The organism is Cryobacterium aureum (genome assembly GCF_002954245.1).
Lineage (GTDB): Bacteria > Actinomycetota > Actinomycetes > Actinomycetales > Microbacteriaceae > Cryobacterium > Cryobacterium aureum.
Map to the genome: position 1 here is coordinate 1 of NZ_PPTG01000042.1, position 22,585 is coordinate 22,585.

Sequence of the window (22,585 nt, forward strand, 5' to 3'; positions counted from 1 at the left end):
CGGAAAAACACGACTCAACCAGCAACACACACTCGATGGGAGGCTTACTATCCTAGCCCAACAACCGAGAACTTGAAACAAGAACCGATAGCCGATACGACCAGAAGATGGTCCCACATGAGGCCGGAAAGCACTGCGGCTTCCGCACCTTTGGGGTACGTATAGATACATTACGGCCACCACGCCCACCCGTCAAAACGCACCCCACCCGGGCGTGTCGCAGCGCCAGCATCCGCTCCCCCGCCCACTCGAACTCCTGGGCCCACCCTATGAACGTGGGCCCAGTTTCTAAACCTGGCCCACGGACGGGGCCCGGGCCCCGTCCGAAAATAGGGGACTTAGTAGCGGTAGTGCTCCACCTTGTAGGGACCCTCGGCGGGGACGCCGATGTAGGCGGACTGCTCGGGGGTCAGCACGGTCAGCTCAACGCCGAGGGCCTCGAGGTGCAGGCGCGCCACCTTCTCGTCGAGCAGCTTGGGCAGCACGTACACGCCCACCGGGTACTTCTCTGGTGAGACGTACAGCTCGATCTGCGCGAGCACCTGGTTGGTGAAGGAGTTACTCATCACGAAGGAAGGGTGGCCGGTGGCGTTGCCGAGGTTCATCAGGCGCCCCTCTGACAAGACGAGCACACTACGTCCGCTCGGCAGGCGCCATTCGTCGACCTGCGGCTTGATCTGCACCTTGACGGCGCCCGGCAGCGACTCGAGCGCGGCCATGTCGATCTCGTTGTCGAAGTGACCGACGTTGGCGACGATGGCGAGGTGCTTCATACGCAGCATGTGATCGACACCGATGACGTTGAAGTTTCCGGTTCCGCTGACGAAGATGTCGACCTGTTCGACGACGGAATCGAGGCGGGCGACCTGAAAACCGTCCATCGCGGCCTGTAGCGCGTTGATCGGGTCGATCTCGCTCACGATGACGCGGGCGCCCTGGCCGCGCAGAGCTTCCGCCGCGCCCTTGCCGACGTCACCATACCCGGCGACGAAGACGACCTTGCCGCCGATCAGCACGTCGGTGGCGCGGTTGAGGCCGTCAGGCAGCGAGTGGCGAATGCCGTACTTGTTGTCGAACTTGCTCTTGGTGACCGAGTCGTTCACGTTGATGGCCGGAAAAAGCAGTTCCTTGCTCGCCGCGAGTTCGTAGAGCCGGTGCACCCCGGTGGTGGTTTCTTCGGTGACGCCCATGAGGTCGGTGGCTACCAGGGTCCAGCGGTCGCTCGACCCGGCGAGCGACTGGCGGAGGGCGGCGAGAATGACGCCGTATTCGTGGCTGTCACCGGCGGCATCTGCTGGTACGGCACCGGCCAATTCGAATTCGCGACCGTTGTGTACGAGCATGGTCGCGTCGCCGCCATCGTCGAGGATCATGTTCGGGCCGGTCCAGGTAGCTCCGGCGGCTTCCGCTTCGGCGCTCCAGTCGAAAATCTGCGAGGTGCACCACCAGTAGTCCTCGAGTGTCTCGCCCTTCCAGGCGAACACGGGAACGCCGGCGGGGGCATCCGTTGTGCCGGTTGGGCCGACAGCGATCGCGGCGGCCGCGTCGTCTTGCGTCGAGAAAATGTTGCAGCTCGCCCAGCGCACCTGGGCGCCGAGGGCGACCAGGGTCTCGATCAGCACGGCGGTCTGCACCGTCATGTGCAGGGATCCGGCGATGCGGGCGCCGAGAAGCGGCTTCGATTCGCCGAATTCGCGGCGGAGGGCCATCAGCCCCGGCATCTCGTTCTCGGCCAGCCGCAACTGGTGACGCCCCGCCTCGGCGAGCGACAAATCGGCGATTTTATAGGTGAAGGTGGGGGGCGCGGTGGCCGAGGCGACAGTCATGGGACTATCTTGCCATTTCAGTCTGAATGACCCCGACATTGTTTCGCTCGTGCATGGGCAGGGCACCCGCACAGCGGATGCCGCCCTCTGGCGAGACCGGGTTACGGCAGCGGCGGGCTGTCAATGTCGGGGTCGTCGCTCGCGAAGCGGTGCTTCATAAGCTGCCAGCCCTGGGGAGCGCTCGTGCGCTCGGCGTGGCGCCAACACAGGTCGAAACTGTGCGGTTCTTTGCGACCGGACAGCGGGCCGAGCACAGCCAGCGACTCCCCATAGTCAAAGGTGAGTGTGGCCACCGAGGGTTCGAGGCAGGCAACGCGAGAACACGGGCGGAATGTCATTGCCTATAAGGGTAGCCCCTGCCGGGTCGCCGTAGGATGGCAGCATGTCCCGCTCCCGTCGTTCCGCTTCCCCCGAACCGACCGTGCGCGGCCGTGGGCGTGACAGGCACGGCCGCGGTATCCGCAGTTCGGCGACCGGCCCGTTTCTGCCGCCGCTGCGCACCCGCATCGACCTGTTCGAGATGACGATCGCCGGGGTGATCGAGTATTTGCGTGGCGTCTGGCCAGAGGAACTGGGCAAGTCCGTGTTCGAGGTAGCCGCCGGACCGCCCTCGGTCATCCCCGGCGTCGGAGTCGAGCGCTGGATGGTGACGCCGGAGACGAATCGCGTGGTGTTCTACCGTCTGCCGATTCAGCGGCTGTCACGCCTGCACGAGAACGACGAGATGCACCAGCGCATGATGATCGAGACCTGCGTGTTTCGCGGCGTCGCCGAACTGCTCGGCAAGGATCCCTGGGATCTCGCACCGGATCGCTTCCGCCGCTTCTAGGCATCCACTCAACGAAACCCCGCGATCCCTTTCTATGACTGGGATCGCGGGGTTTTTTGCGCGCCTGCTTTTCTGAACGTTTGCTGAATTGAGTAACAGAACGGTAACGGATTGGAGGATTTCCAAACCATTTCGGGGGTGGAACCGAACACCATGCAGACCCCAACACCACCTGCTCGATCTACAGAAAAGGATTTATCCCATGCGTACATTCACCAAGGCCACCATCGGTTTCGCGTCTGCCGGAATTCTCATCGCCGGCCTCGCCGGCTGCTCGTCGGATGCCAGCACGACGACCCCGGCGCCCGCTTCGAGCTCAAGCTCGTCCAGCTCGGCCTCCGCTGACCCCACGCCCCTCGCTTCGATCCCCAGCCTGTCGGGTGTCGACACCGCCGTGCTTCTCGACGCTGACTTCGGTGCCGCGCTGACGAGCCTCGGCCTCACCGCCGGCACCGTGGGAACGGCCACCCTCGAAGAAGGCAGCCTGCACTTCCCGATCACCGGCGGCAACGTGGACTACTACGACCCGGCCGAAGACTACCGCCCCTTCGTTCAGGGCTCCATCGAGCACGAGGGCTCCGGCTTCTCGCTGACCGCTGGCGACATCGTGGTCGAGCTGACCAACTTCACCATCGACCCGGGCACCTCGGAGCTCTTCGGTGACGTCTCGGTCAACGGTGAGTCCGCCGCGACCCAGGTCCTGTTGTTCGACCTCTACGGTGGAACCCTTGAGCCGCTCAAGATGGAGGGCGACAACGCCATCCTCACCGGCACCACGGTTCACATCTCCGCTGAAGCCGCCGGCCTGCTGAACTCCACGTTCAGCACCGACGCCGTCGCTGACCAGATGCTCGTTGGTATCGCGACCATCACCGCCGCGACCAAGTAACTACCTCGCTGCACAGCACGAATCGGGACTCGCCACACGGCGGGTCCCGATTTTTGCGTACCCGAGCGGCGTGCACGCCCGGCGGGCTCGTACCGCGCCGGGATTGCGCGCCGCGACTGGCTGGCGGGACGGGGCCGCGGCATCCGTTCAGCGCATCAGACGGATATCGCCACCCGGCTGCGCAGATCGTCGCGCACGGTCACGGCGAGGTCGGGGTGGTCAACAAACACCCCGTCGATGCCGCTGCCCATAACCGCGGCGAACTCGCCGCGCCAGTGGCCGAAGTTGGCTGCCTGATCACCGCGACGATGCGGCGCGGTGAGGAAGGCGTTCTCGGGACGAAGCGTCCAGCAGAGGATGTCCAGCCCGGCCGCGTGGGCGTCGGCGACGAGAGACGAGACGACCAGCTCGCCGGCGGCATCCGCCTGGATGATCAGGGACTTGTCAACGCTGATGCCGGCTACATCGAGGGCAGCGAGGCCGCTGTGGGTGAGGTAGTCGGAGTAGTACGGCGCTTCGGCGCCGAGCTCGATGATCTTGTCAAGCGGCTGACCGGCCGGGGCGATCAGGAACACGCTTCGAGCGGTGATGCCGCACACCTTCAGCTGCTCGAGCACGGTCGGTTCGAAGCTCTCGATAATGAGGCGCTCGTCGTCGTTACTCCAACCAGCCGAGCGCACCTCGGCGGCGAACAGCTCGTCGAGCGGCAGGCCGATCGACGCGAAATAGGCGGCGTTCTTGATCTCAGCGACCATCCCGAGGGTGCGCCGAAGGGAGTTCGAGGCCTCGTCAATGAGGTGGAACAGGTCGCTCAGCCGCATGATCGGGTATTGGTCGTCGTGCAGGGCGCTCGTCGGCCGCAGGTGGGCCAGGCGTTCGCGGGCACGCAGGGTGGCGAGTTCGGCCCAGGTGAAGTCCTCGGTGAACCACCCGGTGAGGGTATGGCCGGCGAATTCTTTGGTGGTGCGGCGGTCGGCGAATTCGGTGCGGGAGGCGACGTCCGTTGTGGCCGAGATGTCGTTCTCGTGGCGCAACACCAATACTCCGTCGCGGGTGGCGACGATATCGGGTTCGACGGCGTCGGCACCGAGCTCGAAGGCCAGGTCGTAGGCGGATGCTGTGTGTTCGGGGCGGTAGCCACTGGCTCCGCGGTGACCGATGACAAGAGGGGACATCTGCACACCGTAACGGCGCCGGATGACGGCTCTGACCCTCCAGGTGAACACCGTCTGAAGTTTCGACGTGTCACAGACGAACGACTCACGAAGAGTGGGCGCAAACCAACAAATTGGCCGATCCGCGCCACGGACGCTCCCTAACCTGACAGAGTCTGCTGCTTGGCCGACGGCATTTTCAGGGAGATTTCAGCGTATGACCACCATCGAGGACCTGCAGCGCGGCACCGATTCAGCGGTGGCGGTCGCGGCCCCGAACGGCGCTGGCTCCGCCACAACCGTGCCGGCTCGTGTGTTCACCCCGCGAAAAAAGAAGAAACCGTGGAAGTCGTGGCTGTTGTTTCTGCTGTTCGCCGGACCGAACGTGGCGCTGCTCATCGTTTTCACCTACAAGCCGTTGCTGCAGTCGCTCTACTATTCGACGTTGCAATGGAACCTGGGCTCGGCCTCGGCGATTCCGGTGGGCCTCGGCAACTACGTGACCTGGTTCAATGACCCCGGCACCGTTCGCGTCGTCACGGTCACCCTGATCTTCACGGTCGCGACCGTCGGCGGCGGCATGGTGATCGGCCTGTTGTTTGCGGTGCTGCTCAACCGCAAACTGCACGGTCGCGGCGCCGCCCGCACCATCGTCGTCGCGCCTTACGTGCTCTCCGGGGTGGCGGTCGGCCTGCTCTGGCTGTTCGTCTTCGACCCCAATTTCGGGATCACCGCGGCGCTGCTCGATGCGATCGGCGTGGCCTCGCCGCCTTGGTACAACGACCCACACTGGGCTCTGGTCATGGTCATCATCGTCTACCTGTGGAAGAACGTCGGCTACGTCGCGCTCATCTATCTGGCGGCGTTACAGTCAGTGCCGCGCGACCTGCTTGAGGCCGCGTCGCTCGATGGCGCTTCGCCGGTGCGCGCGTTTCGCAACATCGTGCTCCCGCTCCTCGGCCCGACGACCTTTTTTCTGTCGATCACCACGCTGCTCAGCTCGCTGCAGTCGTTCGACATCATTCAGGCGATGACCAAGGGCGGACCGCTTGAGGGCACCACCACGATGATGTACCAGATTTACCAAGAGGGCTTTCAGGCCGGTCGGGCGGGGTATTCCTCCGCCGTCGCGACGATTCTGTTCGCCGTGCTGCTCGTGGTCACGCTCATTCAAATGAAGTACGTCGAGAAACGAGTGCACTACTAATGGCCACGCAGACTGCGACCACATCGCGCCGCCGCAAACCGCTGCAGCTCGGTGGCTACCTCGGCCTCGTGTTGGCCATCGCGATCATGATTTTGCCGCTGGCCTGGATGTTCCTGGCCGGGTTCAAGGAACGCGACGAGATCTACACCGTGCCGATCCAGTGGCTGCCCGAAGCCTACGATCTGTCGAACTATGCGGCAGCCCTGGCCGCCGTACCGTTTGGAAACTTCTTTCTCAACAGCACTATCACTACCGTGATCGGCGCCGGCCTCAAGATGCTGCTCGGCTTGACCACCGCCTACGCCGTCGTCTTCCTGGAATTTCCGTTCAAGAAGTTCGTCTTCGGCCTGGTCATCTTCGCCCTGCTGGTGCCGCAGCAGATCGTGATGATTCCCAACTTCACCCTCGTGGCCTCGCTCGGCTGGATCAACACCTACCAGGGCATCATCGTGCCGGGACTGGCCAGCGCCTTTGGCACCTTTCTGTTTCGCCAGCACTTTCTGACCCTGCCGATCTCCATCCTCGAAGCCGCCGCCCTCGACGGCGCGAGCCACTGGACCCGCCTCTGGCGATTCATCGTGCCGATCAGCGCGCCCACCATCGCCGCCGTCGCCCTGATCTCGATCGTCTCCGAGTGGAACGAATACCTCTGGCCACTGCTCGTCGTCGATCGCTCCGACATGATGACGCTGCCGGTGGGCCTGACCCTGCTGCAGAACAACGACGGCGTCACCAACTGGGGCGTGCTGATGGCCGGCACCGTGCTGGTCACGGTGCCCGTGCTCATCGCGTTTTTTGCGCTCCAGAAGCGCATCATCGCCGGGCTGACCGCCGGCGGCGTGACCGGCTGACGCTTCGTACATCCGTCTTCTTAAACGGATGTACGCCCCTCTTTTTTTCCGCTTGTGTCCCCCCTACAAGGAGAGTTCTATGACCGCTACACCCACGTTCACCATCAACCGTCGGCAGATTTTAAAGCTCGCCGCGGTATTCGGTGCCACCGCCACCCTCGCTGCGTGCAGCGGGCCCTCGCTCGGAGCGGGCGCCGGAGCCGCTGAAGCCAGCGCGACCGACTGGACCGGCATCGTGCCGGCGAAGGAAATCACCTGGTGGAGCAACCACCCGGGAACCTCGAAGCTGATCGAGGAAGAAATCATTAAGCGCTTCAATGTCGAGAACCCGGAGATCACGGTGAACCTGGTCACGGCCGGCGCCAACTACGACGAGATCGCGCAGAAGTTTCAGGCGGCATCAGGAACCAACAGTGTGCCCGACCTCGTGCTGGCGAGCGACGTGTGGTGGTTCCGCTATATGATCAACGGCCAGATTCTGCCGCTGGACGACCTCGCCAAGCACCTCGAGTTCGACACCGCCGACTTCAACACGACTCTGTACGACGACTACACCTTCACCGGCAACCACTGGGCGATCCCCTACGCCCGCTCGACCCCACTGTTCTACTACAACAAGGCGGTCTGGGCCAAGGCCGGGCTGCCCGACCGCGCGCCCAAGACCTGGACCGAATTCGATGAATGGGCTCCGAAGATAGCGGTCGACGGCGGGGTCACCCCGCTCGGCCTCGGCAAGGGTGCATCCTGGGCAGCGTGGTGGTTCTGCAACATGCTGTGGGGCCAGGGCGGCGCCTACTCCGACGAGTGGACGATGACGCTCGACACCCCGGAAGCGATCGCTGCAGCGGACTACCTGCAGTCCCTGATCTACGAGCGCAAGGTCGCTACCGTGGCCGCCGTCGACCAGGTCGCCGACTTCGGTGCCGGCCTGACCGGCTGCATCATGGGCTCGACCGGGTCACTCACCGGCATTCTGAAGGCCGCAACCTTCGAGGTCGGCACCGGATTTCTGCCGGAAGGCCCGGAAGGACAGGCCTGCCCGACCGGCGGAACCGGCGTCGCGATCGCCTCCGACCGCACGCCGGAGCAGCAGCTGGCCGCCGGCATGTTCCTGAAGTTTCTGACCAATTCCGAGAACACCGCGTATTTCTCCTCGAACACGGGCTACATGCCGGTGCGCACCTCCGCGCGTGACGGCGAAACGATGACCAAGGTCTACGCCGAGTTCCCGCAGTTTCGTACCGCCGTCGACCAACTCGAGACCACCCGCTCGCAGGACTGGGGCCGCGTGTTCGTGCCGAACGGCGACAAAGAGCTCACCACCGCGCTCGAGAAGATCATGCTGCAGCAGACCGACCCAGCCGAGGCCTTCGCGGTCGCGAGCGTTGCGATCGCGACCTCGTTCGACGAGAACGTGAGCGCGTACCTGTAACTTTCGGGTGCACAAGAGCGGGTCCGCCGGATGGCGGCCCCGCTCTTGTGTGTGTGCGGGGGTCTCTGCGGGCTGGGGCGTGGGTGCGGGCCGCGCTGCGGCATCCGCCTACCGAGCCGTGAGTTTTCGACTTTCGCGGTCACCGAGCCGTGAGTTTCGAGGCATTTTCGCGCGATTTCGGTCGCGACTCACGGGTCGACGAGGGAAACTCACGGGTGGGTGGCTGAAACTCACGGGTCGGCGAGCTCGACTCAGAGCCCCGGGCCGGAGCTGGGGTTAGCGCTGCGAAAGACGCTCGATCGCCTCGAGGTGGGCGAGTTCGGCGTCGAGATCGCTGGTCTCGTCGGCCTCCTCGGGAACGCCGATCGCGCGATAGAACTCGGCGACCGCCCGACGTGCGTAAGCCTCATGGTCGAACACGCTGGCCACGACCTCGCCGCACAGAAAGGCGGTGAGGCCGGCCGCGAGACCGGCGTCGGTTTGCGGAACGACGAGACCGGCAGCATCCGGCAGGGCATCGTGAACGGATGCGAAAGCGACCGTCACGACCGCACGCCCGAGTACCAGCGCCTCCAGGATGACCATCGGCGCGCCCTCATAGTCGCTTGACAGCACGAAGCAATCCGCGGCTGCGAGCACGGGGTAGGGATTAACGAGCGCTCCGGTCAGCGTGATCGCCGCGCCAAGGTTCAGGTCACGGATCAGGTCGGCGAGCTCGGCCTGCAGCGGGCCCCCGCCGACGATGACGAGCCGGGTGAGCGGATTCCGGGCGTGCACGAGCGCGAACGCCCGAATCAGGCGGGCCTGGTTTTTTTCCGGGGAGAGGCGTCCGATGGTGACGAAGGTGGTGGTTTCCGGGGTATCCAGATCGTCAGCAGTTTCCATAGCGGGTTCGGCGGCGGCGCCGTTCAGGATGCGTTCGACGTCGACGGTGTTGTGCGCGACGGTGAACTTCGAGCGCGGCGCGTGGGCGGCGAGCGCCTCAGCGTTGATCTCGGCGAGCGCCGGTGACACGGAGACCAGGCTGTCGTAACGGTCGTACCGGGCGAAGGTTTCGGTGAGGCCGCGCAGCATCCGCTTGGCTCCACCAATATTGCGGTGAGCGTCGGCGGCGAGGTCGTTGTGCAGCCAGATCGAGCGCACGGCGGGCGGCGAGTGCAGCAGCAATTCAGCCCAGAACGGGCCGTAGCCACTGAAGTCGACGACGTGGTCGAAGCGGCTGGCACCGAAGCAGCGGGTGAATTCGGCGGTGAAAGCGGTGGCAGGGGCGCAACGGTATCGGCGGGCGAGCCGCTGCTTCAATCCGCCATTCATGCCGCCGATGCGGGCGAACTGGCGCACCCGCGGGTCGATCAGGCGCTGGTTGGCGCGGCGGGCGGGCGCGCTGCTCTTCGCAAACGCGACCGAGACGTCGAACCGGTCATGGTCAATCGCCGCCAGCAGGTTGAGCGCGGCCGAGGTGATGCCGTTGGGCTTCATGCCGCCGAGGTAGATGAGCACCGACGTACGGGCCGGAGCGGGCGACTCGTGCAGCAGCGAGCCGGGGTCGGCGCCGCGAAAAACGATGTCGATCACCCGGGCGCTGGCCGCGCCGTCATCCTGGCCGACATAGTCGTGCTGGGCGATGCGATAGCGCTCGGTGAAAGCCGGCAGCCGCCCGTGGTCGGCGATCTGGCCGATCACCGCGGCGACCTCCGCAGCGGTGCGACAGACCGGGCCGGGCAGCTCCGCCGGATCCAGGTAGAGGCCCCGGTTCTGTTCGAAGTCGGCGAGGTCGGGCGTGAAGAACACGATCGGCAGGCCGGTCGCGAGAAAATCGAAGAAGATGCTCGAGTAGTCGGTGACCAGAATGCCGGCGAGCCCGAGTACGACGTTGGTCGGCAGGTCGTTCGGAACCAGCACTCGGGCGAGGTCCGCGCGGCCGGCGGCCAACGCGTGCACGGCCTGGTGGGTTTTCAGCAGCACGACATACCGGCTCGTGTCGATTCCGGCTTCGATCTGCCGAACCCGGTCGAGCAGGGCGTCGAGATCGTCGTCAGGGTGCGCGAAGGAGGCGCCCTTCCAGGTGGGAGCGTAGAGCACGATCTCGCGGCCGCCGGGGTTCAGTTGCGCGAGCCGCATGCGGGCGCCCAGCGAATCCGTCGCACAGAGCGTCTGCCGGTCGATGCGCGGGTAGCCGGCCAGCAGCATCCGTCCCTGAAAAATGCCGTCGAGCTTGTAGGCCCTCTCATACATTTGGCGGGCCATGAACGGGTTGGCGGCGAGCAGGTAGTCGGCGCTGACGAAGTTGCGCACGATATTGGCGGTGCCGAACGCGCCGTCGACCATGTCGTAGCCCATGTGTTTGAGCGGAGTGCCGTGCCAGGTGTTGAGGTAGATCTGGCCCACTCGTTTGGAGAATTGCGGCGGAAAGGTGGCGTTGCTGATCAGGTAGCGGCTGGTGGCGAGCGCCCGATAGTAGGCCCGTGAGCCGGTTTTCACGAAGCGCACCGTGCGGTCGCGGCGAAATTCACGCCGGGCAGCGCGCGGGTTCTTCAGCGCCCAGATGTGCCGTAACTGAGCCTGGTCTGGGGTTTTCTGCAATTCTCGAAACAAGGCTTCTGGGTTGCAGAGCAGGCCGGACCCGTTGAACGCTTCGTACAGCACGGCGTGCGGGTTGATCGGGCGGGAGCGCCAGTAGGCGTGGGCTTCATAGCGCAGTGCACGACGGATGCGCCCGCCCACCTTGGCCAGGCGGCGCCGCTGGCGCAGACTCCAGCGTGCAAGGACCGAGAGGAGTGTCGTGAGCACGGTCACAGCGCCGGGTAGGCGGTCGGCAGGCTGAGTCCGCGCTCGGTGAGCACGGCGCGCAGCCGGGTGGGATAATCGGTGATGATGCCGTCGACCCCCAGATCGATGAGGGTGTGCATGAGCGCGGTCTCGCTGACCGTCCACGGGATCACGGGCAGTCCGGCGGAGTGCGCCTCGGCCACGAGCTCGGGCGTGACCGTCTCGAAGATCGGCGAAAGAGCGTCATATCCCTGCGCGGCGGCGGCCCGGGCGACGGATCCGTCGTAGTCGTCGATGTCGATGCCGCCCAGGTGCACGCTCGCGCCGGGCCGGCCGACTTCGAGCCAGTCCTCGTCCTGGGCGAGAGCCACGAGTCGCAGCTCGGGGGCGATCTGCCGCACCAGGTTGAGCGACGCCCAGTCGAAGCTCTGCACCGTCACCCGGTCGCTTCGTCCCGACGGCTCGATTTCGGCGACGACAGCTCGGGTGAGCGCGGCCATCTCGTCGTGATCACTCGGGTCCTCGATCTTCGTCTCGATGTTGAGCTGCACGGCGTCAGCCTTGTGCGCTTCGACGAGCGCGAACACGTCGGCGAGTTCGGCGATGGTGTTTCCCGTCACGTTTTGCTGCTCGGGATAGCCCGGCAACTGCTGGTAGCCGCAGTCGAGCGTCTGAATCTGGGCGAGGGTGAGTGCACGCACTCGGCTGCCGGCGTAGGGAAATTGCGGGTCGCCGCGGAAGGCGGCAGCCGTGTCGCGGCATTTGGTCGCGGTGAGCACATCGTCGTGCCAGACCACGACGGCGTCATCGCGGGTGAGATGGGTGTCGAGTTCGAGGGTGCTCACGCCCAGCTGGAGCGAGGCGGCGAAGGCGACGAGGCTCTCTTCGGTGTGTTCGCCGCGTCCACCGCGGTGGGATTGCAGGTCGAACGCGGCGAGTTGTGTCGCGCTCGGTGTCTGCGCGGTAGGCGTCGATTCCCCCTGCGCGGCCGCCACGGCACCGCCGACCAGAACCGTGCTGAGGGCGGCGGCCGCCGCGATGATCACAATCTTGCGCATGCGGCACTCTTTCGTGGATCGAAGCACGCCGAGAGGCGCGCATCTGCCCACGTTAAGGAGCCGAGGTAACCGGCATCCGCTTCGCAGCCGTCAGGTGCGTGAACTCTGTGTTAACACGTTGCTCGCGGCACTCGTTAGCGCAGCGGGCACTCGGTGCTCGGGGGCCACGAACTCTAACGAGTGCCGCTACGGGTGGTCAGGCGGGGCGGCAGCATCCGCTTGAGGGCACCGGGGCCCGCGCGGCGCAACGAAACGGCCACGATCACGATGACCGCGACCGCGATAGACGCCTGGGTCAGCTGCGGGTTCGGCACGAGCAGCCGCAGGGTGAGCGCCATCGGCACCAGCAGCCATTCCCAGCGGCCGCTGAGCGCCACGAACGGCAGCAGAAGCAGCGCATACCAGGGGTAGCGGGGGCTGAGCACGAGCAGCGTCGCGCCGATCATGACGAGCTGGCCGACCCACGGCCGGTTCTGGTCGGTTTTGATGATGACGAGAATGGCGACGATCGCCAAAATTACGCCGGCCACGATGACAGCGGATGCCCCCGGTGCGACCAGAGACACCAGCGCGAACCGTGAGCCGTCCTGGTACCCCTCCTCGGTGAGGTAACCCGGAAGATAGCCGAGCACGCCGATTCCGGTGGCCAGCACATACGGCACGTAGAGCAACGCAAAGCTCAGAACGGATGCCGCCACCATGCGCCACCCGCCCCGCTTCAGCAGGGCGGGCGCGGCGAGCACCGGGATGAGCTTGGTGCCGATCGCGATTCCGAGCATGATGCCGCCGCGCCAGACTTTTTTGCTCGAGACCAGGAACACTGCAGCGACCACGAAGATGACGCCGAGCATGTCCACATGCGAGTTCGTGATCGCCTCGGTGGCCACGAGCGGACACCAGGCCCAGAGCGCTGCGTTTCGTTCATCGAGGCCGCGGCGGCGCATGCCTGCCAGAAGCATGACGGTCGTGCCGAGGCCGAGCAGCAACCCGGCCAGCTGCAGCGGCCAGTATTCCGGCCCCGGTCCGGTGAGAAAGCGCACGCCGGCGAAAAAGATCTCGCTGGCCGGCGGGTAGATCGTGGGTACGGCGGTGCGGTTCAGGGCCGAGCAGAGTAGGTCGCCGTCCGTCGTGCGGGCGCGCACGATGCGTTCGCCGTCGCACACTTCTTTGCCAGCGGCGTTGGTCTGGGCCGCGGGAAAGAGCCAGTCGGGTCGGAGGGAATCGAGGCGGACATCCGCAGGCGTGAAAGCGTAGGGGCTGATGCCATTGTTTTGTACGATGCCGTCCCAGGCGTAGCGGGCCGAGTCGGTGCTCGTGTTGGGCGGGCCGACCATGGCTGCGCCGCCGATCACGGCAGAGCCGACGAGGATCAGCGCGACCACCGCTCGACCGTTGACGCGTCGCAGCAGCCACCAGGCGAGACCGAACGCCAGCCAGAGCGCACTCGTGACCAGCACGAGCTGCACCTCGTCGCGGTCGGGTGCGAACAGGTCGAGGGTTCTAACGCTAAACGCGGTGAGGGCAGCGCTCAGCACGAGCAGGGCCGCGATGATCGTAATGCGCACGGTTCAGTCTGTCGTATGCTCCTCCGGTGGTCAGGGCCGTTCGTCGACTCACCCGCACATCGTAAGGATTCAGCGGGGTCACGGCGGGCGTTCAGGTGGTGCAATAGAAGCATGCGGCGATTGATGTACGAGGCCCAGCGAGCGCTGGCGTCGCCGGTGCGCAATCCGCGCATGGCAACCGTGATCGGGCGACTACTCGGCGCCGCTTTTCTGATCTGCTTCGGCACCGGCCTGTACAGCCATTTTCTGCAGGAACCGCTCGGCTGGATGCACTTTGCTACCCGTCCGGAGTTCCTCTACCAGGTCACCCAGGGCACGCACATCATCACGGGCATCGCCTGTTTTCCGTTGCTGCTGGCCAAGCTGTACATCGTCTTTCCCGACCTGTTCGCCTTTCCCCCGGTGCGCGGTTTCGTGCATTTTCTGGAGCGCGCGTCGATCGCCCTGTTCGTGGGAGCCTCACTCGTGCAGATCACGATCGGGTTGCTCAACACCTACCAGTGGTATCCGTGGCCGTTTCCGTTTCGGCAGGTGCACTTTGCGCTCGGCTGGGTGCTGATCGGGCTGCTGGTCATTCACATCGGGGTCAAGCTTCCGCTGATCACGCGGTACTGGAGCACATCGCCCTCGTCCGACGACGATCACCTGATCGATGCGGTGTCTGGTGACCGCGGTTCCGATGCGGAGGCGGTACGGCTGTGGGGCGCGACCCGTCCCGGCGGCGTGTCCGGGCGGCTGCTCGACTACATCGACGCCACCCCACGCCCTGCGAGTCGGGTCAGCCGGCGCGGCTTCCTCACCACGATCGGCGTCGCCACGACGGCCGTCGTCGGACTCACCGCCGGGCAGACCTTCACCCCACTGAACGCCGTGAACCTGTTCGGTCCGCGAAAGAAGGGCGTCGGCCAGCAGGGTGTACCGGTGAACCGCACGAGCGAACAGGCCAAGGTAGCGGATGCCGCCATGGCCCCCGCGTGGACCCTTACCCTCACGGTTTCCGGCACCGAACGCTCGTTCACCCGGGACGAGCTGCTTGCTCTGCCGCAGACGTCCGTGCGGTTACCGATCGCCTGCGTGGAGGGTTGGAGCCAGATGGCTAACTGGCGCGGCGTGCGGCTGCGCGACCTCGCCGACCTGATGAGCGCCGATCCGGACACCTCGTTTCGCCTGATCAGCCTCGAAGAACGCGGCAGTTTCAGCAAGACCCAGATCGGGCGCGAGTATGTGCGCGACCCGCTCACGCTCGTGGCGCTCGAGCTCAATGGCGAAACGCTCGACCTCGAGCACGGGTATCCGGCCCGCATGATCGCGCCCGGACGCCCCGGCGTGCTGCAGACCAAATGGCTGAGCCGAATCGAGGCAATCTGATGACGTCCTGGACGGGCGGTTTAAACCCGCCGCCAGCGGGAATCGAGGCATCGACGGGTAAACGGATGCGCAGCATCCGCTTGGTGCTGGTGGGTATTGGCGTGCTGATGCTGGCCTGGGGCGCGTTCGTGATGTTCGATTCGGTGCGGCTGACCCGCATTCCCGGGGCGGCGCTGTGGATCGCGGCGGCGATCGTGCTGCACGATGCGATTCTGGCGCCGATCGTGTTCGCGCTCGGAATCGCGCTACGGCGGGTCGGCCGACGGGCTACCGGAACGATCATTGCGATCGTGCAGGGCGGCATCGTGGTCGGGTCACTCGTGTCGCTCATCGCGGTTCCGACGATCGTGGCGAAGAACTTCGCGCCGGCCAACCCAACGTTGCTGCCGCTGAATTACGGACTGAACCTGGGGATTTTCTGGCTCGTGCTCGCAGTGGTGACCGTGGGGCTGTCACTGTGGGCGTTTCTGCGTAGACGACGACCGGTCGCGGCGTTCCCGGACGATTCCGGGCGGTGAAGTTCTGAGGCGGGCCGCGTCAGATATGCGGCCCGCGTCGACGACGTGGCATCCGCTCCTCACTCAGACAGTGAGGCGTCCCGCGCTCCGGGCCCACCTTGTGGCCGTGGGCCACGTTTACAGACTGGGCCCACGGACGGGGCCCGGGCCCCGTCCGTCAGTGCGGGCCGGAGGGCGCAGGCAGGCGGGCTAGGCGGGCGAACGAACGGCCGCCCCTGGTCCACTCGGCGACCTGCACGAGTCCGAACTGTGCGGCGCGGCGGCGCAGGGCGCTGACCCCGATCTCGGCCCACGGGAACGCGTCGCTCGTGTGGCCGGCGGCGTCGTGCAGGGTTCCCTCATAGGCGAGGTCGTGCTCGGGGTCACGGTTTACCTCGACAACGAGCACGCCGTCCGCGGCTAGCAGCGACACACAACGGTCGAGCAGGGCGTCGGGGTCGCCGCCGATACCGATGTTGCCGTCAACGAGAAGCAGAGTCGCCCAGGTTCCCTCGAGGGGAATGTAGTCGAAGACGGAGCGTTGCAGCACAGCGAGACCGGCCGCGAGGGCGATCCGCACGGCGGTCGGCGAGACGTCGACTCCGAGAGCGTCGAGTCCCTCATCAATCGCCGCCTGGATCATGCGGCCAGGTCCACAGCCGATGTCGAGCACCGGTCCGGCGACGCCGGCGACCAGGGAACGGTCGATCGCATCGGCTCCGGCGCTCCAGCGCCCGGCATGCATCGTCGACACGCGCGCGGGCGTTCCCGGATCGGCATCGGCCCGATTGCCGTGCAGATACAGCACGTTGTCATCGCTCTGCAGCGCCTGGGCATACGGTTCGGATCCGCCAGAGCCGAACGTGGTCGGGCGGCGAAAACGTTCGGCCGTGGCGCGGTCTCTGGCAGCGTCATCCAGCTCCCAGCCGGACGGCTGCTCCCACAGGCGCGGCGACACGAGAGTCATGAGCGTGCCCCTCTTATGGCGAGCAATTCTTCACTCTGCAGGTCGGCACCGAGAAGCAGAACGGCTGCCTGTACCCCCGCGAAAGCACGCGCGAAGCGCGTGTGGGGGGCGAGGGAGGCGACGGTGTGGGCATCCGTTATGGTGTCGATGTCGGTGAGCGCAGGTAGCAGGCGCACGCTGAGGCCGGCTTCGTCGAGGCGTTGCAGCTGGTGCGCGCCGGTGTCGGAGCGGCTCATCGGGATGCCGCGGAGCAGCTCACCGCTCGGGTTTTTCAGCGCGAGCGCCCAGAAACCGCCGTCGTCGGCGGGGCCGAACCAGGCATCCGCATTCCAGTTTTGGAACACGGGGGCGAGCAGTTCGATGCTGACCTGCGGGGTGTCCATTCCGAGCAGCAGGGTCGGCTCATCCAGATGGTCGAAGATAGCGGCGAGACGTTCGTCGAGGCCACCGCCGGTCTGCGGCAGGATCTCCCAACCGGATGCCTCGGCCGGCGGCGTCTCGCCATCGAAGGCCAGGATGTGACGGGTCGCCGGCAGCTGAGCGGCGACGGCGAGAGTATCGGCGAGACTGGCGGCGGCCAGATCGGCGGCCTGCGCGAGCGAGAAAGGAGGGTGCAGGCGGGTCTTAACCTTGCCGGGCAGACACTCCTTGGCGATGACGACGATTGCGGTCATGAGCGCACCTCGTTCTGGGCGCTGGGGGCGCTATTGGCGCGGAGCAGGCCGGACATGTCCTGGATGGCGGTGAGGGTCCCACGCACGGTTCCGGTTACCTTGCTGCGACCGACACGCGGCGCATAGCCGGTGTCGACCTCCCGGATGCGCCAATTGGCTGCGGCAGCGCCGAGAAACATCTCGAGCGGATACCCGCTGCGGCGGTCCTGCAGGTCGAGGGCGAGGAGCTGGTCGCGGCGGGCCGCTCGCATGGGGCCGAGGTCATGAATGTTCACACCTGTTATTCGGCGCAGTCGCCAAGAAAGATAGGTATTTGCTAAACGAGCGTGCGGAGGCCAGGCGTTTCGGGTGCTCGGGCGGCGGCGTCCGAGCACAAGATCGGCCTCGTCGGCACTGATCGGTTCGACCACAAGCGGCAGGTCGTGGGGATCCATCGAGGCGTCGGCATCGCAAAAGGCCACGATCGGGGCGGTCGCGGCGAGCAGCCCAGCGTGGGCGGCCGCGCCGAATCCGCGGCGGCTTTCGTGCACGACGTGCGCGCCGAGGATGCGGGCGAGGTCGGCAGAGCCATCGCTCGACCCGTTGTCGACAACGATCGCGCGGTATCCGGCGGGCAGGCGTTCGAGAATCCACGGCAGTGCCTGTGCCTCGTTGAGGCAGGGCAACACCACGTCGACCCGAATGTTCGTCATTCCTCGACCCTAAGCCGGGTGTCTGTGCCTTCGAGGCGAAACAGGTTACGAACCTCTGAAGGAAGCTGGGGACCCGGTGTGAATTGCCGCTGCTTCATCACCGAGCGGATGTCGGAGGCCGGGTCGGGCGTGGCGGGTCGAGCATCGAGCGGGGCGGTCGGTAGAGCTGGGGCCCATATTTCGACCGTGGGCTCAGTTTATAGACTGGGCCCACGGACGGGGCCCAGGCCCCGTCCCTTGGGAGGGGCAGCGCGAGGCGGGGCATCCGCGGGACTGAACGACAGAACGGATGCGCGCGCCCCGCGCGGTACGGGGAGCGCGCGCCTAGTCTGAGGGGGTGTCCCCCTCCCAATATTTTGCGCCGCCCCGAGCGGATGCCCTCGCCGGCCGCCGCGTGCTCCTGATCGAGGACGACCCGACGGTATCCGAGGTGGTCGGGCAGTACCTGCGCGCTGCCGGATTCGTCGTGGATGAAACCGTCGACGGACTCGCCGGCCTGCGCCAGGCCGAAATCGCCCAGCCCGACCTCGTGGTGCTCGACCGCATGCTTCCGCTGCTCGATGGCATCGAGGTGTGCCGCCGCATCCGCGTGAATTGGGGCGCGCTGCCGGTGATCATGCTGACCGCCCTCGGCGAGGAGGAACACCGCATCGAGGGTCTCGAGGCGGGCGCCGACGACTACCTGGTGAAGCCGTTCTCGCCGCGCGAGCTGGTGCTGCGGGTGCAGTCGGTACTGCGGCGGAGCGGCACGGATTCCATTCCGGAGGGAATTCTGGGCGCCGGCGAGTTCTCTCTCAACCTCGCTGCACACGAGATTCGGCTGCGCGACAAGCCGCTCGTGCTCACCGCGCGGGAGTTCGACCTGCTCGCCTATCTGATCTGGCGGCCGTCGCGGGTTCTGACCCGCGAGGAGTTGCTGCGCTCGGTCTGGGGCTGGGAATTCGGGGACCTGTCCACGGTGACCGTGCACGTGCGGCGGTTGCGGGAGAAGATCGAAGCCGACCCTGCGCATCCGCTGCTCGTGAATACGGTGTGGGGGGTCGGGTACCGGTTCGATCCGGTACCACTCGGAGCCGGTTCGACGGCCGATGATGCGGCATCGGAGGGCTCAGAATGAGCGCGCAACGCGGGCGTGCCATCACGGTTGATTGGGATCCGGGGCTCGCTCGAATCATCGGCGCTGAGGGCGCCGAAACTCGAGGTGCCAGCGATTGGTCGGCCCTCGGCATCCGCTTAGCTGGTGGCACACGATGACCGCCGAGGTGCTTGCAACCGTGGCCGGCATCGCGCTCGGCTGTGCGCTCATCGTGGGGGCGCTCGCCTTGCTCACCCTGCGGCTGCTGTCGCGGGGGTCGCTCGTGATGCAGGTGGTCGTCGTCGCGTTCGCGACCGTGATCTCGGTGGTGAGCGGAACCTCGGCGGTGGCGTCGCTCATGTACCTGTCGGCGCACGACCTGAACGTGTTCTACTCGGTGGCCGTCGTCGCCGGAATCGTGTCGCTGGTCATGGCTGCAGTCTTGGGACGATCACTGGTGCGCGACAACAAGTATTTTCGGGCCGCCGCCGCAAGCATCGGTCGGGGCGAATCGGTTATATCACCGGATCGGCATACGTCGACGGAGTTCGCCTCGCTCGCCGGGGAACTGGCCGCGACGGCCGATCGGCTGACCGAATCCCGCCAGCGGGAGGAGCGCGTCGAGACATCGCGCCGCGAAATCGTGGCGTGGATCTCGCACGACTTGCGCACACCCCTCGCCGGTATTCGGGCTATGGCCGAGGCCCTGGAAGACGGCATGGCTCCCGACCCACAGCGGTATTACGTGCAGATTCGCGGGCAGGTCGACCGGCTCAGCGGTATGGTCGATGACCTGTTCGAGCTGTCCAAGATCCACGCCGGGGCCCTGCAGCTCACCTTCGAACGGGTGGCCCTGTACGACCTGATCAGCGACACCATCGCCGATCTCGCGCCGGTCGCACTGGCCAAATCGCTCGACCTGCGCTTCGAGGGTGAACGTGGCCTCACCCTCCAAGCGGATGCCCGCGAGCTCGCCCGCGCGGTCGGCAACCTGGTCATGAACGCCATTCAGCATTCCCCGTCCGGGAGCGCCATCGTCGTCTCGGCCACCCGGCACGTGGACGGCCGGGCGGTGATTTCGGTCGTGGATGCGGCCGGCGGGATTCCCGAGCAGGACCTCGGCCGGGTGTTCGAGGCCGGCTGGCGGGCGAGCGAGCCGCGTACCGTGTCCGCCTGGGGAACCGGCGCCGGTCAGAGCGGCGGCGCTGGGTTCGGACTGGCGATCGTCGAGGGCATCGTGCGGGCTCATGCTGGGCAGGTGACAGTGACCAATGTGGGGAACGGATGCCGGTTTGAGATGCTGTTGCCGCAGCATCCGCTGGCCTGAACGGTCGGCTCGCCAAGTCAGGTACCGTTGCCGCCCCTCACACAGGTGTCTGTGGCGGCGGAATAGCCCCGCGGACGGCCTCAGGGACGCACGGCGGCGCGCAGGGGGGCCGTTGCGAACTCGCGCATGCCGTCTTCGAAGGAGACCTGGGCCGACCAGCCGAGTTCTGTGCGCAAGCGCTCCGAGGATGCTGTGATGTGCCGCACGTCGCCGAGCCGATATTGCCCGGTGACGATCGGGGCACGGCCGCCCGCCGCGGCGGCAAGGGCGGTCGCCATGTCGCCGATAGTGTGCACAATTCCGCTGCCGACGTTGAACGGGCGGAATATTCCGGAATCGGAATGGCCTGTGAACTCCAGCGCGGCGATGTTGGCTGCAGCTATGTCGCGCACGTGCACGAAGTCGCGGCGCTGCTGGCCATCTTCGTAGACCCGCGGAGCCTCACCGCGCTCGATCGCCGAGCGAAACAGCGAGGCGACGCCCGCGTAGGGAGTGTTCTGGGGCATGCCCGGTCCGTAGACGTTGTGGTAGCGCAAGGCGGCGACTCTTCCACCGGTCGAGCGCGCCCAGGACGTGGCAAGGTATTCCTGACCGAGTTTGCTGCTGGCATAGACATTGCGCGGGTCGAGCGGGTCGTTTTCGCTCACCAGAACGGGTTCGAGCGCCTGCCCGGTCTCCGGGTCGAGCGGGTCGAACCGACCGATGTCGAGGTCGCTCACGCGGCGCGGGCCGGGCCGGGTGAATCCGTTGGGCCCTCGATAGCTACCCTCCCCATAGACCACCATGGATGATGCCAAAACCAGACGACGGATGCCCCGCTCGGCCATCCCGGCCAGCAGCACCGCGGTCCCCACCTCGTTGCTGTGCACGTAGTCGGGGGCGTCGGCGAAGTCGACGCCGAGGCCGACCTTCGCGGCCTGATGGCACACCACGTCGATGTCGATGAGTGCGCGGGCGACGGTGACCGGGTCGGTCACGTCGCCGAGAATGAACTCCACCCGCGCATCCAGGCCCGCCGGAACGGATTCGGATGCGGATTCGGGCCCGTGCACGTCGGCGCGCAGGGAGTCGAGCACCCGCACCTGATAGCCGCGGGCGAGGGCGGCGTCGACGATCGCGGATCCGATGAAGCCCGCTCCCCCGGTGATCAGCAGGTGTTCGCCGGTCATGGCTGGTCCGACACCACGGCGCGAGCGAGTACGGCGTCGACCTGGGCCGGGTCGATGAGTTCACGCGGGGCGAAGTCGGCTGGCAAAGCCCGCAGGATTCCGTCAATGGCGGCCAGAATACGGGGCTGGGCGTCGCGCAGGCGACGGAACACGATCGAGGCGGTGACGGCATCCGTTTCGGGGGAGGTGACAGCAGAACCGGCGGTGTCGGCACTACCGGTCTCGGCGTCACCAGCGTCGGCCGCCAGCACCGGAGCCAGTCCGGCGTCGGCGTCGGTCACGAACGAGAGGTTCACCGTGCCGATGTTGAGTTCGCCGGCCAGCACGATCTCGGGGTACGCGGTCATATTGACGATGTGGGCGCCGATCGACCGGAACCAGACCGACTCCGCCCTGGTCGAAAACCGCGGGCCCTGAATGACGACGACCGTTCCGGTGGGGGCGAAGTTCTCGCCGAGTTGCTCGAGGGCACTCACGGCGTACCCGCGCAACAGCGGATCGAACGGGTCGGCGGCGGAGAGATGCTGCACCGATTCCCGGTCGTAGAAAGTGTCGGGGCGTCCGGCCGTGCGGTCGATGAACTGGTCGGTGACCACGAGCAGCCCGGGCGCGTACTCCGGCGTGACTCCACCCACCGCCGAGGAGGAAATGATCGCCCGCACGCCGATCGAGGCCAGCGCCCAGATATTTGCGCGGTAGTTGATCAGGTGCGGGGCGACGCTGTGACCGCTTCCGTGCCGCGGCAGAAAAGCGACCCGACGGTCGGCGCGCAGGCCGATCGTGATCGGCGTGGTTCCGTAGGGCGTCTGCACCTGATGCGTCACCGCGCCGGCCGGGTCGATGAGTTCGTAGAGTCCGGAGCCGCCGATCACGGCGACCTCGGCGCGCGCCGTCGGGTCGGCCAGCCGGTCGGATAGCGGGTCGGCAGTCGGGTCAAGCGTCACAAGCGGCTCCCAGCAAGTTACAAAGGCGAATGTTCAGTGTGCCATCGAAACCTGCGTGCCCGCGCAAGCCCGCCCCCCAAACGGATGCCCCGCCCCCGGCACGGCGCACCTCGCCGAGCCGTGAGTTTCGGCCGCCGAGCCGTGAGTCCTGAGCGGTTTTCCAGCCTGTGATGTCTCACGACATCGTGGGCAGTTGATGTCTCAGGTCATCGTGGGTGGTTTGGCGAGGAACCCGCGGGGTTTGCCGTTGGGGATGTAGGTGCCGCGTGGTGGTCGTGGGTGCTCTTGGATC

Annotated in this window: 21 protein-coding genes; 10 read left to right on the top strand and 11 right to left on the bottom strand. The window is 66.2% G+C overall.

Annotation, left to right across the window (positions count from 1 at the left end):
• Positions 1 to 338: 338 nt before the first annotated feature.
• The gene (gene ahcY / locus CJ028_RS15205) at positions 339 to 1,826 is read right to left on the bottom strand and encodes an adenosylhomocysteinase (protein ID WP_105036072.1); all 1,488 of its coding nucleotides are present in this window, start codon (positions 1,824 to 1,826) and stop codon (positions 339 to 341) included.
• A gap of 101 nt (positions 1,827 to 1,927) precedes the next feature.
• Complete coding sequence (locus tag CJ028_RS15210) at positions 1,928 to 2,164, bottom strand: DUF3499 family protein (RefSeq protein ID WP_105036073.1); 237 nt, start codon at positions 2,162 to 2,164, stop codon at positions 1,928 to 1,930.
• Positions 2,165 to 2,208: 44 nt separating this feature from the next.
• On the opposite strand from CJ028_RS15210, the gene CJ028_RS15215 reads away from it, so the two are divergent.
• Positions 2,209 to 2,655, top strand: coding sequence for a metallopeptidase family protein (locus tag CJ028_RS15215; protein WP_105036074.1), 447 nt, complete (start codon positions 2,209 to 2,211; stop codon positions 2,653 to 2,655).
• Between the two features lie 202 nt (positions 2,656 to 2,857).
• Positions 2,858 to 3,544, top strand: coding sequence for a hypothetical protein (locus CJ028_RS15220; protein ID WP_105036075.1), 687 nt, complete (start codon positions 2,858 to 2,860; stop codon positions 3,542 to 3,544).
• Between the two features lie 155 nt (positions 3,545 to 3,699).
• Here CJ028_RS15220 and CJ028_RS15225 read toward each other — a convergent pair whose 3' ends face one another.
• On the bottom strand, positions 3,700 to 4,719 hold the full coding sequence (locus CJ028_RS15225; RefSeq protein WP_105036088.1) for a glycerophosphodiester phosphodiesterase family protein: 1,020 nt from the start codon (positions 4,717 to 4,719) through the stop codon (positions 3,700 to 3,702).
• A gap of 196 nt (positions 4,720 to 4,915) precedes the next feature.
• Here CJ028_RS15225 and CJ028_RS15230 point away from each other — a divergent pair, with 196 nt between their 5' ends.
• From CJ028_RS15230 to CJ028_RS15240, 3 genes are all read left to right on the top strand, one after another.
• On the top strand, positions 4,916 to 5,905 hold the full coding sequence (locus CJ028_RS15230; protein ID WP_105036076.1) for a carbohydrate ABC transporter permease: 990 nt from the start codon (positions 4,916 to 4,918) through the stop codon (positions 5,903 to 5,905).
• Complete coding sequence (locus tag CJ028_RS15235; protein WP_105036077.1) at positions 5,905 to 6,756, top strand: carbohydrate ABC transporter permease; 852 nt, start codon at positions 5,905 to 5,907, stop codon at positions 6,754 to 6,756. Before CJ028_RS15230 ends, CJ028_RS15235 begins: the two co-directional genes overlap by 1 nt.
• 79 nt (positions 6,757 to 6,835) lie before the next feature.
• The gene (locus CJ028_RS15240; protein WP_105036078.1) at positions 6,836 to 8,188 is read left to right on the top strand and encodes an ABC transporter substrate-binding protein; all 1,353 of its coding nucleotides are present in this window, start codon (positions 6,836 to 6,838) and stop codon (positions 8,186 to 8,188) included.
• 276 nt (positions 8,189 to 8,464) lie between these two features.
• Here CJ028_RS15240 and CJ028_RS15245 read toward each other — a convergent pair whose 3' ends face one another.
• The 3 genes from CJ028_RS15245 to CJ028_RS15255 all read right to left on the bottom strand — a co-directional run bounded on the left by CJ028_RS15245 (position 8,465) and on the right by CJ028_RS15255 (position 13,580).
• On the bottom strand, positions 8,465 to 10,978 hold the full coding sequence (locus CJ028_RS15245) for a glycosyltransferase (RefSeq protein WP_240607331.1): 2,514 nt from the start codon (positions 10,976 to 10,978) through the stop codon (positions 8,465 to 8,467).
• A 2-nt stretch (positions 10,979 to 10,980) separates the two neighbouring features.
• On the bottom strand, positions 10,981 to 12,015 hold the full coding sequence (locus tag CJ028_RS15250) for a glycerophosphodiester phosphodiesterase family protein (RefSeq protein WP_105036079.1): 1,035 nt from the start codon (positions 12,013 to 12,015) through the stop codon (positions 10,981 to 10,983).
• Between the two features lie 173 nt (positions 12,016 to 12,188).
• Positions 12,189 to 13,580, bottom strand: coding sequence for a glycosyltransferase 87 family protein (locus tag CJ028_RS15255; RefSeq protein WP_105036080.1), 1,392 nt, complete (start codon positions 13,578 to 13,580; stop codon positions 12,189 to 12,191).
• A gap of 111 nt (positions 13,581 to 13,691) precedes the next feature.
• On the opposite strand from CJ028_RS15255, the gene CJ028_RS15260 reads away from it, so the two are divergent.
• On the top strand, positions 13,692 to 14,948 hold the full coding sequence (locus CJ028_RS15260; RefSeq protein ID WP_105036081.1) for a molybdopterin-dependent oxidoreductase: 1,257 nt from the start codon (positions 13,692 to 13,694) through the stop codon (positions 14,946 to 14,948).
• A complete protein-coding gene (locus CJ028_RS15265) occupies positions 14,948 to 15,466 on the top strand; it encodes a hypothetical protein (RefSeq protein WP_129590518.1) in 519 nt (172 codons plus the stop codon). Before CJ028_RS15260 ends, CJ028_RS15265 begins: the two co-directional genes overlap by 1 nt.
• Before the next feature lie 157 nt (positions 15,467 to 15,623).
• Here CJ028_RS15265 and CJ028_RS15270 read toward each other — a convergent pair whose 3' ends face one another.
• The 3 genes from CJ028_RS15270 to CJ028_RS15280 are packed head-to-tail and all read right to left on the bottom strand — an operon-like array spanning position 15,624 to position 17,778.
• Positions 15,624 to 16,412, bottom strand: a complete 789-nt coding sequence (locus CJ028_RS15270; RefSeq protein ID WP_129590519.1) for a methyltransferase domain-containing protein — start codon at positions 16,410 to 16,412, stop codon at positions 15,624 to 15,626.
• A complete protein-coding gene (locus CJ028_RS15275) occupies positions 16,409 to 17,086 on the bottom strand; it encodes a TIGR04282 family arsenosugar biosynthesis glycosyltransferase (protein WP_105036083.1) in 678 nt (225 codons plus the stop codon). Before CJ028_RS15275 ends, CJ028_RS15270 begins: the two co-directional genes overlap by 4 nt.
• On the bottom strand, positions 17,083 to 17,778 hold the full coding sequence (locus CJ028_RS15280; protein WP_105036084.1) for a glycosyltransferase family 2 protein: 696 nt from the start codon (positions 17,776 to 17,778) through the stop codon (positions 17,083 to 17,085). Before CJ028_RS15280 ends, CJ028_RS15275 begins: the two co-directional genes overlap by 4 nt.
• Positions 17,779 to 18,115: 337 nt before the next feature.
• Here CJ028_RS15280 and CJ028_RS15285 point away from each other — a divergent pair, with 337 nt between their 5' ends.
• From CJ028_RS15285 to CJ028_RS15290, 3 genes are read left to right on the top strand one after another with little or no spacing between them, the layout of a single operon-like run.
• Entirely contained in the window at positions 18,116 to 18,895 is a 780-nt protein-coding gene (locus tag CJ028_RS15285; protein WP_105036085.1) for a response regulator transcription factor, read from the top strand.
• Positions 18,892 to 19,032, top strand: a complete 141-nt coding sequence (locus tag CJ028_RS21005; protein ID WP_161499004.1) for a hypothetical protein — start codon at positions 18,892 to 18,894, stop codon at positions 19,030 to 19,032. Before CJ028_RS15285 ends, CJ028_RS21005 begins: the two co-directional genes overlap by 4 nt.
• Complete coding sequence (locus CJ028_RS15290; protein ID WP_105036086.1) at positions 19,029 to 20,180, top strand: sensor histidine kinase; 1,152 nt, start codon at positions 19,029 to 19,031, stop codon at positions 20,178 to 20,180. Before CJ028_RS21005 ends, CJ028_RS15290 begins: the two co-directional genes overlap by 4 nt.
• An 80-nt stretch (positions 20,181 to 20,260) precedes the next feature.
• On the opposite strand, the gene CJ028_RS15295 is transcribed toward CJ028_RS15290, so the two are convergent.
• Complete coding sequence (locus tag CJ028_RS15295) at positions 20,261 to 21,349, bottom strand: NAD-dependent epimerase/dehydratase family protein (protein WP_105036087.1); 1,089 nt, start codon at positions 21,347 to 21,349, stop codon at positions 20,261 to 20,263.
• On the bottom strand, positions 21,346 to 22,293 hold the full coding sequence (locus CJ028_RS15300; RefSeq protein WP_240607332.1) for an MTAP family purine nucleoside phosphorylase: 948 nt from the start codon (positions 22,291 to 22,293) through the stop codon (positions 21,346 to 21,348). The genes CJ028_RS15295 and CJ028_RS15300 overlap by 4 nt, the downstream gene beginning before the upstream one ends.
• Positions 22,294 to 22,585: the final 292 nt, after the last annotated feature.

Excerpts from the sequence above, each read along its gene's own strand:
- ahcY (WP_105036072.1), bottom strand. The coding sequence starts at position 1,826 with ATGACTGTCGCCTCGGCCACCGCGCCCCCCACCTTCACCTATAAAATC.
- CJ028_RS15210 (WP_105036073.1), bottom strand. The coding sequence starts at position 2,164 with ATGACATTCCGCCCGTGTTCTCGCGTTGCCTGCCTCGAACCCTCGGTG.
- CJ028_RS15215 (WP_105036074.1), top strand. The coding sequence starts at position 2,209 with ATGTCCCGCTCCCGTCGTTCCGCTTCCCCCGAACCGACCGTGCGCGGC.
- CJ028_RS15220 (WP_105036075.1), top strand. The coding sequence starts at position 2,858 with ATGCGTACATTCACCAAGGCCACCATCGGTTTCGCGTCTGCCGGAATT.
- CJ028_RS15225 (WP_105036088.1), bottom strand. The coding sequence starts at position 4,719 with ATGTCCCCTCTTGTCATCGGTCACCGCGGAGCCAGTGGCTACCGCCCC.
- CJ028_RS15230 (WP_105036076.1), top strand. The coding sequence starts at position 4,916 with ATGACCACCATCGAGGACCTGCAGCGCGGCACCGATTCAGCGGTGGCG.
- CJ028_RS15235 (WP_105036077.1), top strand. The coding sequence starts at position 5,905 with ATGGCCACGCAGACTGCGACCACATCGCGCCGCCGCAAACCGCTGCAG.
- CJ028_RS15240 (WP_105036078.1), top strand. The coding sequence starts at position 6,836 with ATGACCGCTACACCCACGTTCACCATCAACCGTCGGCAGATTTTAAAG.
- CJ028_RS15250 (WP_105036079.1), bottom strand. The coding sequence starts at position 12,015 with ATGCGCAAGATTGTGATCATCGCGGCGGCCGCCGCCCTCAGCACGGTT.
- CJ028_RS15260 (WP_105036081.1), top strand. The coding sequence starts at position 13,692 with ATGCGGCGATTGATGTACGAGGCCCAGCGAGCGCTGGCGTCGCCGGTG.
- CJ028_RS15265 (WP_129590518.1), top strand. The coding sequence starts at position 14,948 with ATGACGTCCTGGACGGGCGGTTTAAACCCGCCGCCAGCGGGAATCGAG.
- CJ028_RS15270 (WP_129590519.1), bottom strand. The coding sequence starts at position 16,412 with ATGACTCTCGTGTCGCCGCGCCTGTGGGAGCAGCCGTCCGGCTGGGAG.
- CJ028_RS15275 (WP_105036083.1), bottom strand. The coding sequence starts at position 17,086 with ATGACCGCAATCGTCGTCATCGCCAAGGAGTGTCTGCCCGGCAAGGTT.
- CJ028_RS15280 (WP_105036084.1), bottom strand. The coding sequence starts at position 17,778 with ATGACGAACATTCGGGTCGACGTGGTGTTGCCCTGCCTCAACGAGGCA.
- CJ028_RS21005 (WP_161499004.1), top strand. The coding sequence starts at position 18,892 with ATGAGCGCGCAACGCGGGCGTGCCATCACGGTTGATTGGGATCCGGGG.
- CJ028_RS15290 (WP_105036086.1), top strand. The coding sequence starts at position 19,029 with ATGACCGCCGAGGTGCTTGCAACCGTGGCCGGCATCGCGCTCGGCTGT.
- CJ028_RS15295 (WP_105036087.1), bottom strand. The coding sequence starts at position 21,349 with ATGACCGGCGAACACCTGCTGATCACCGGGGGAGCGGGCTTCATCGGA.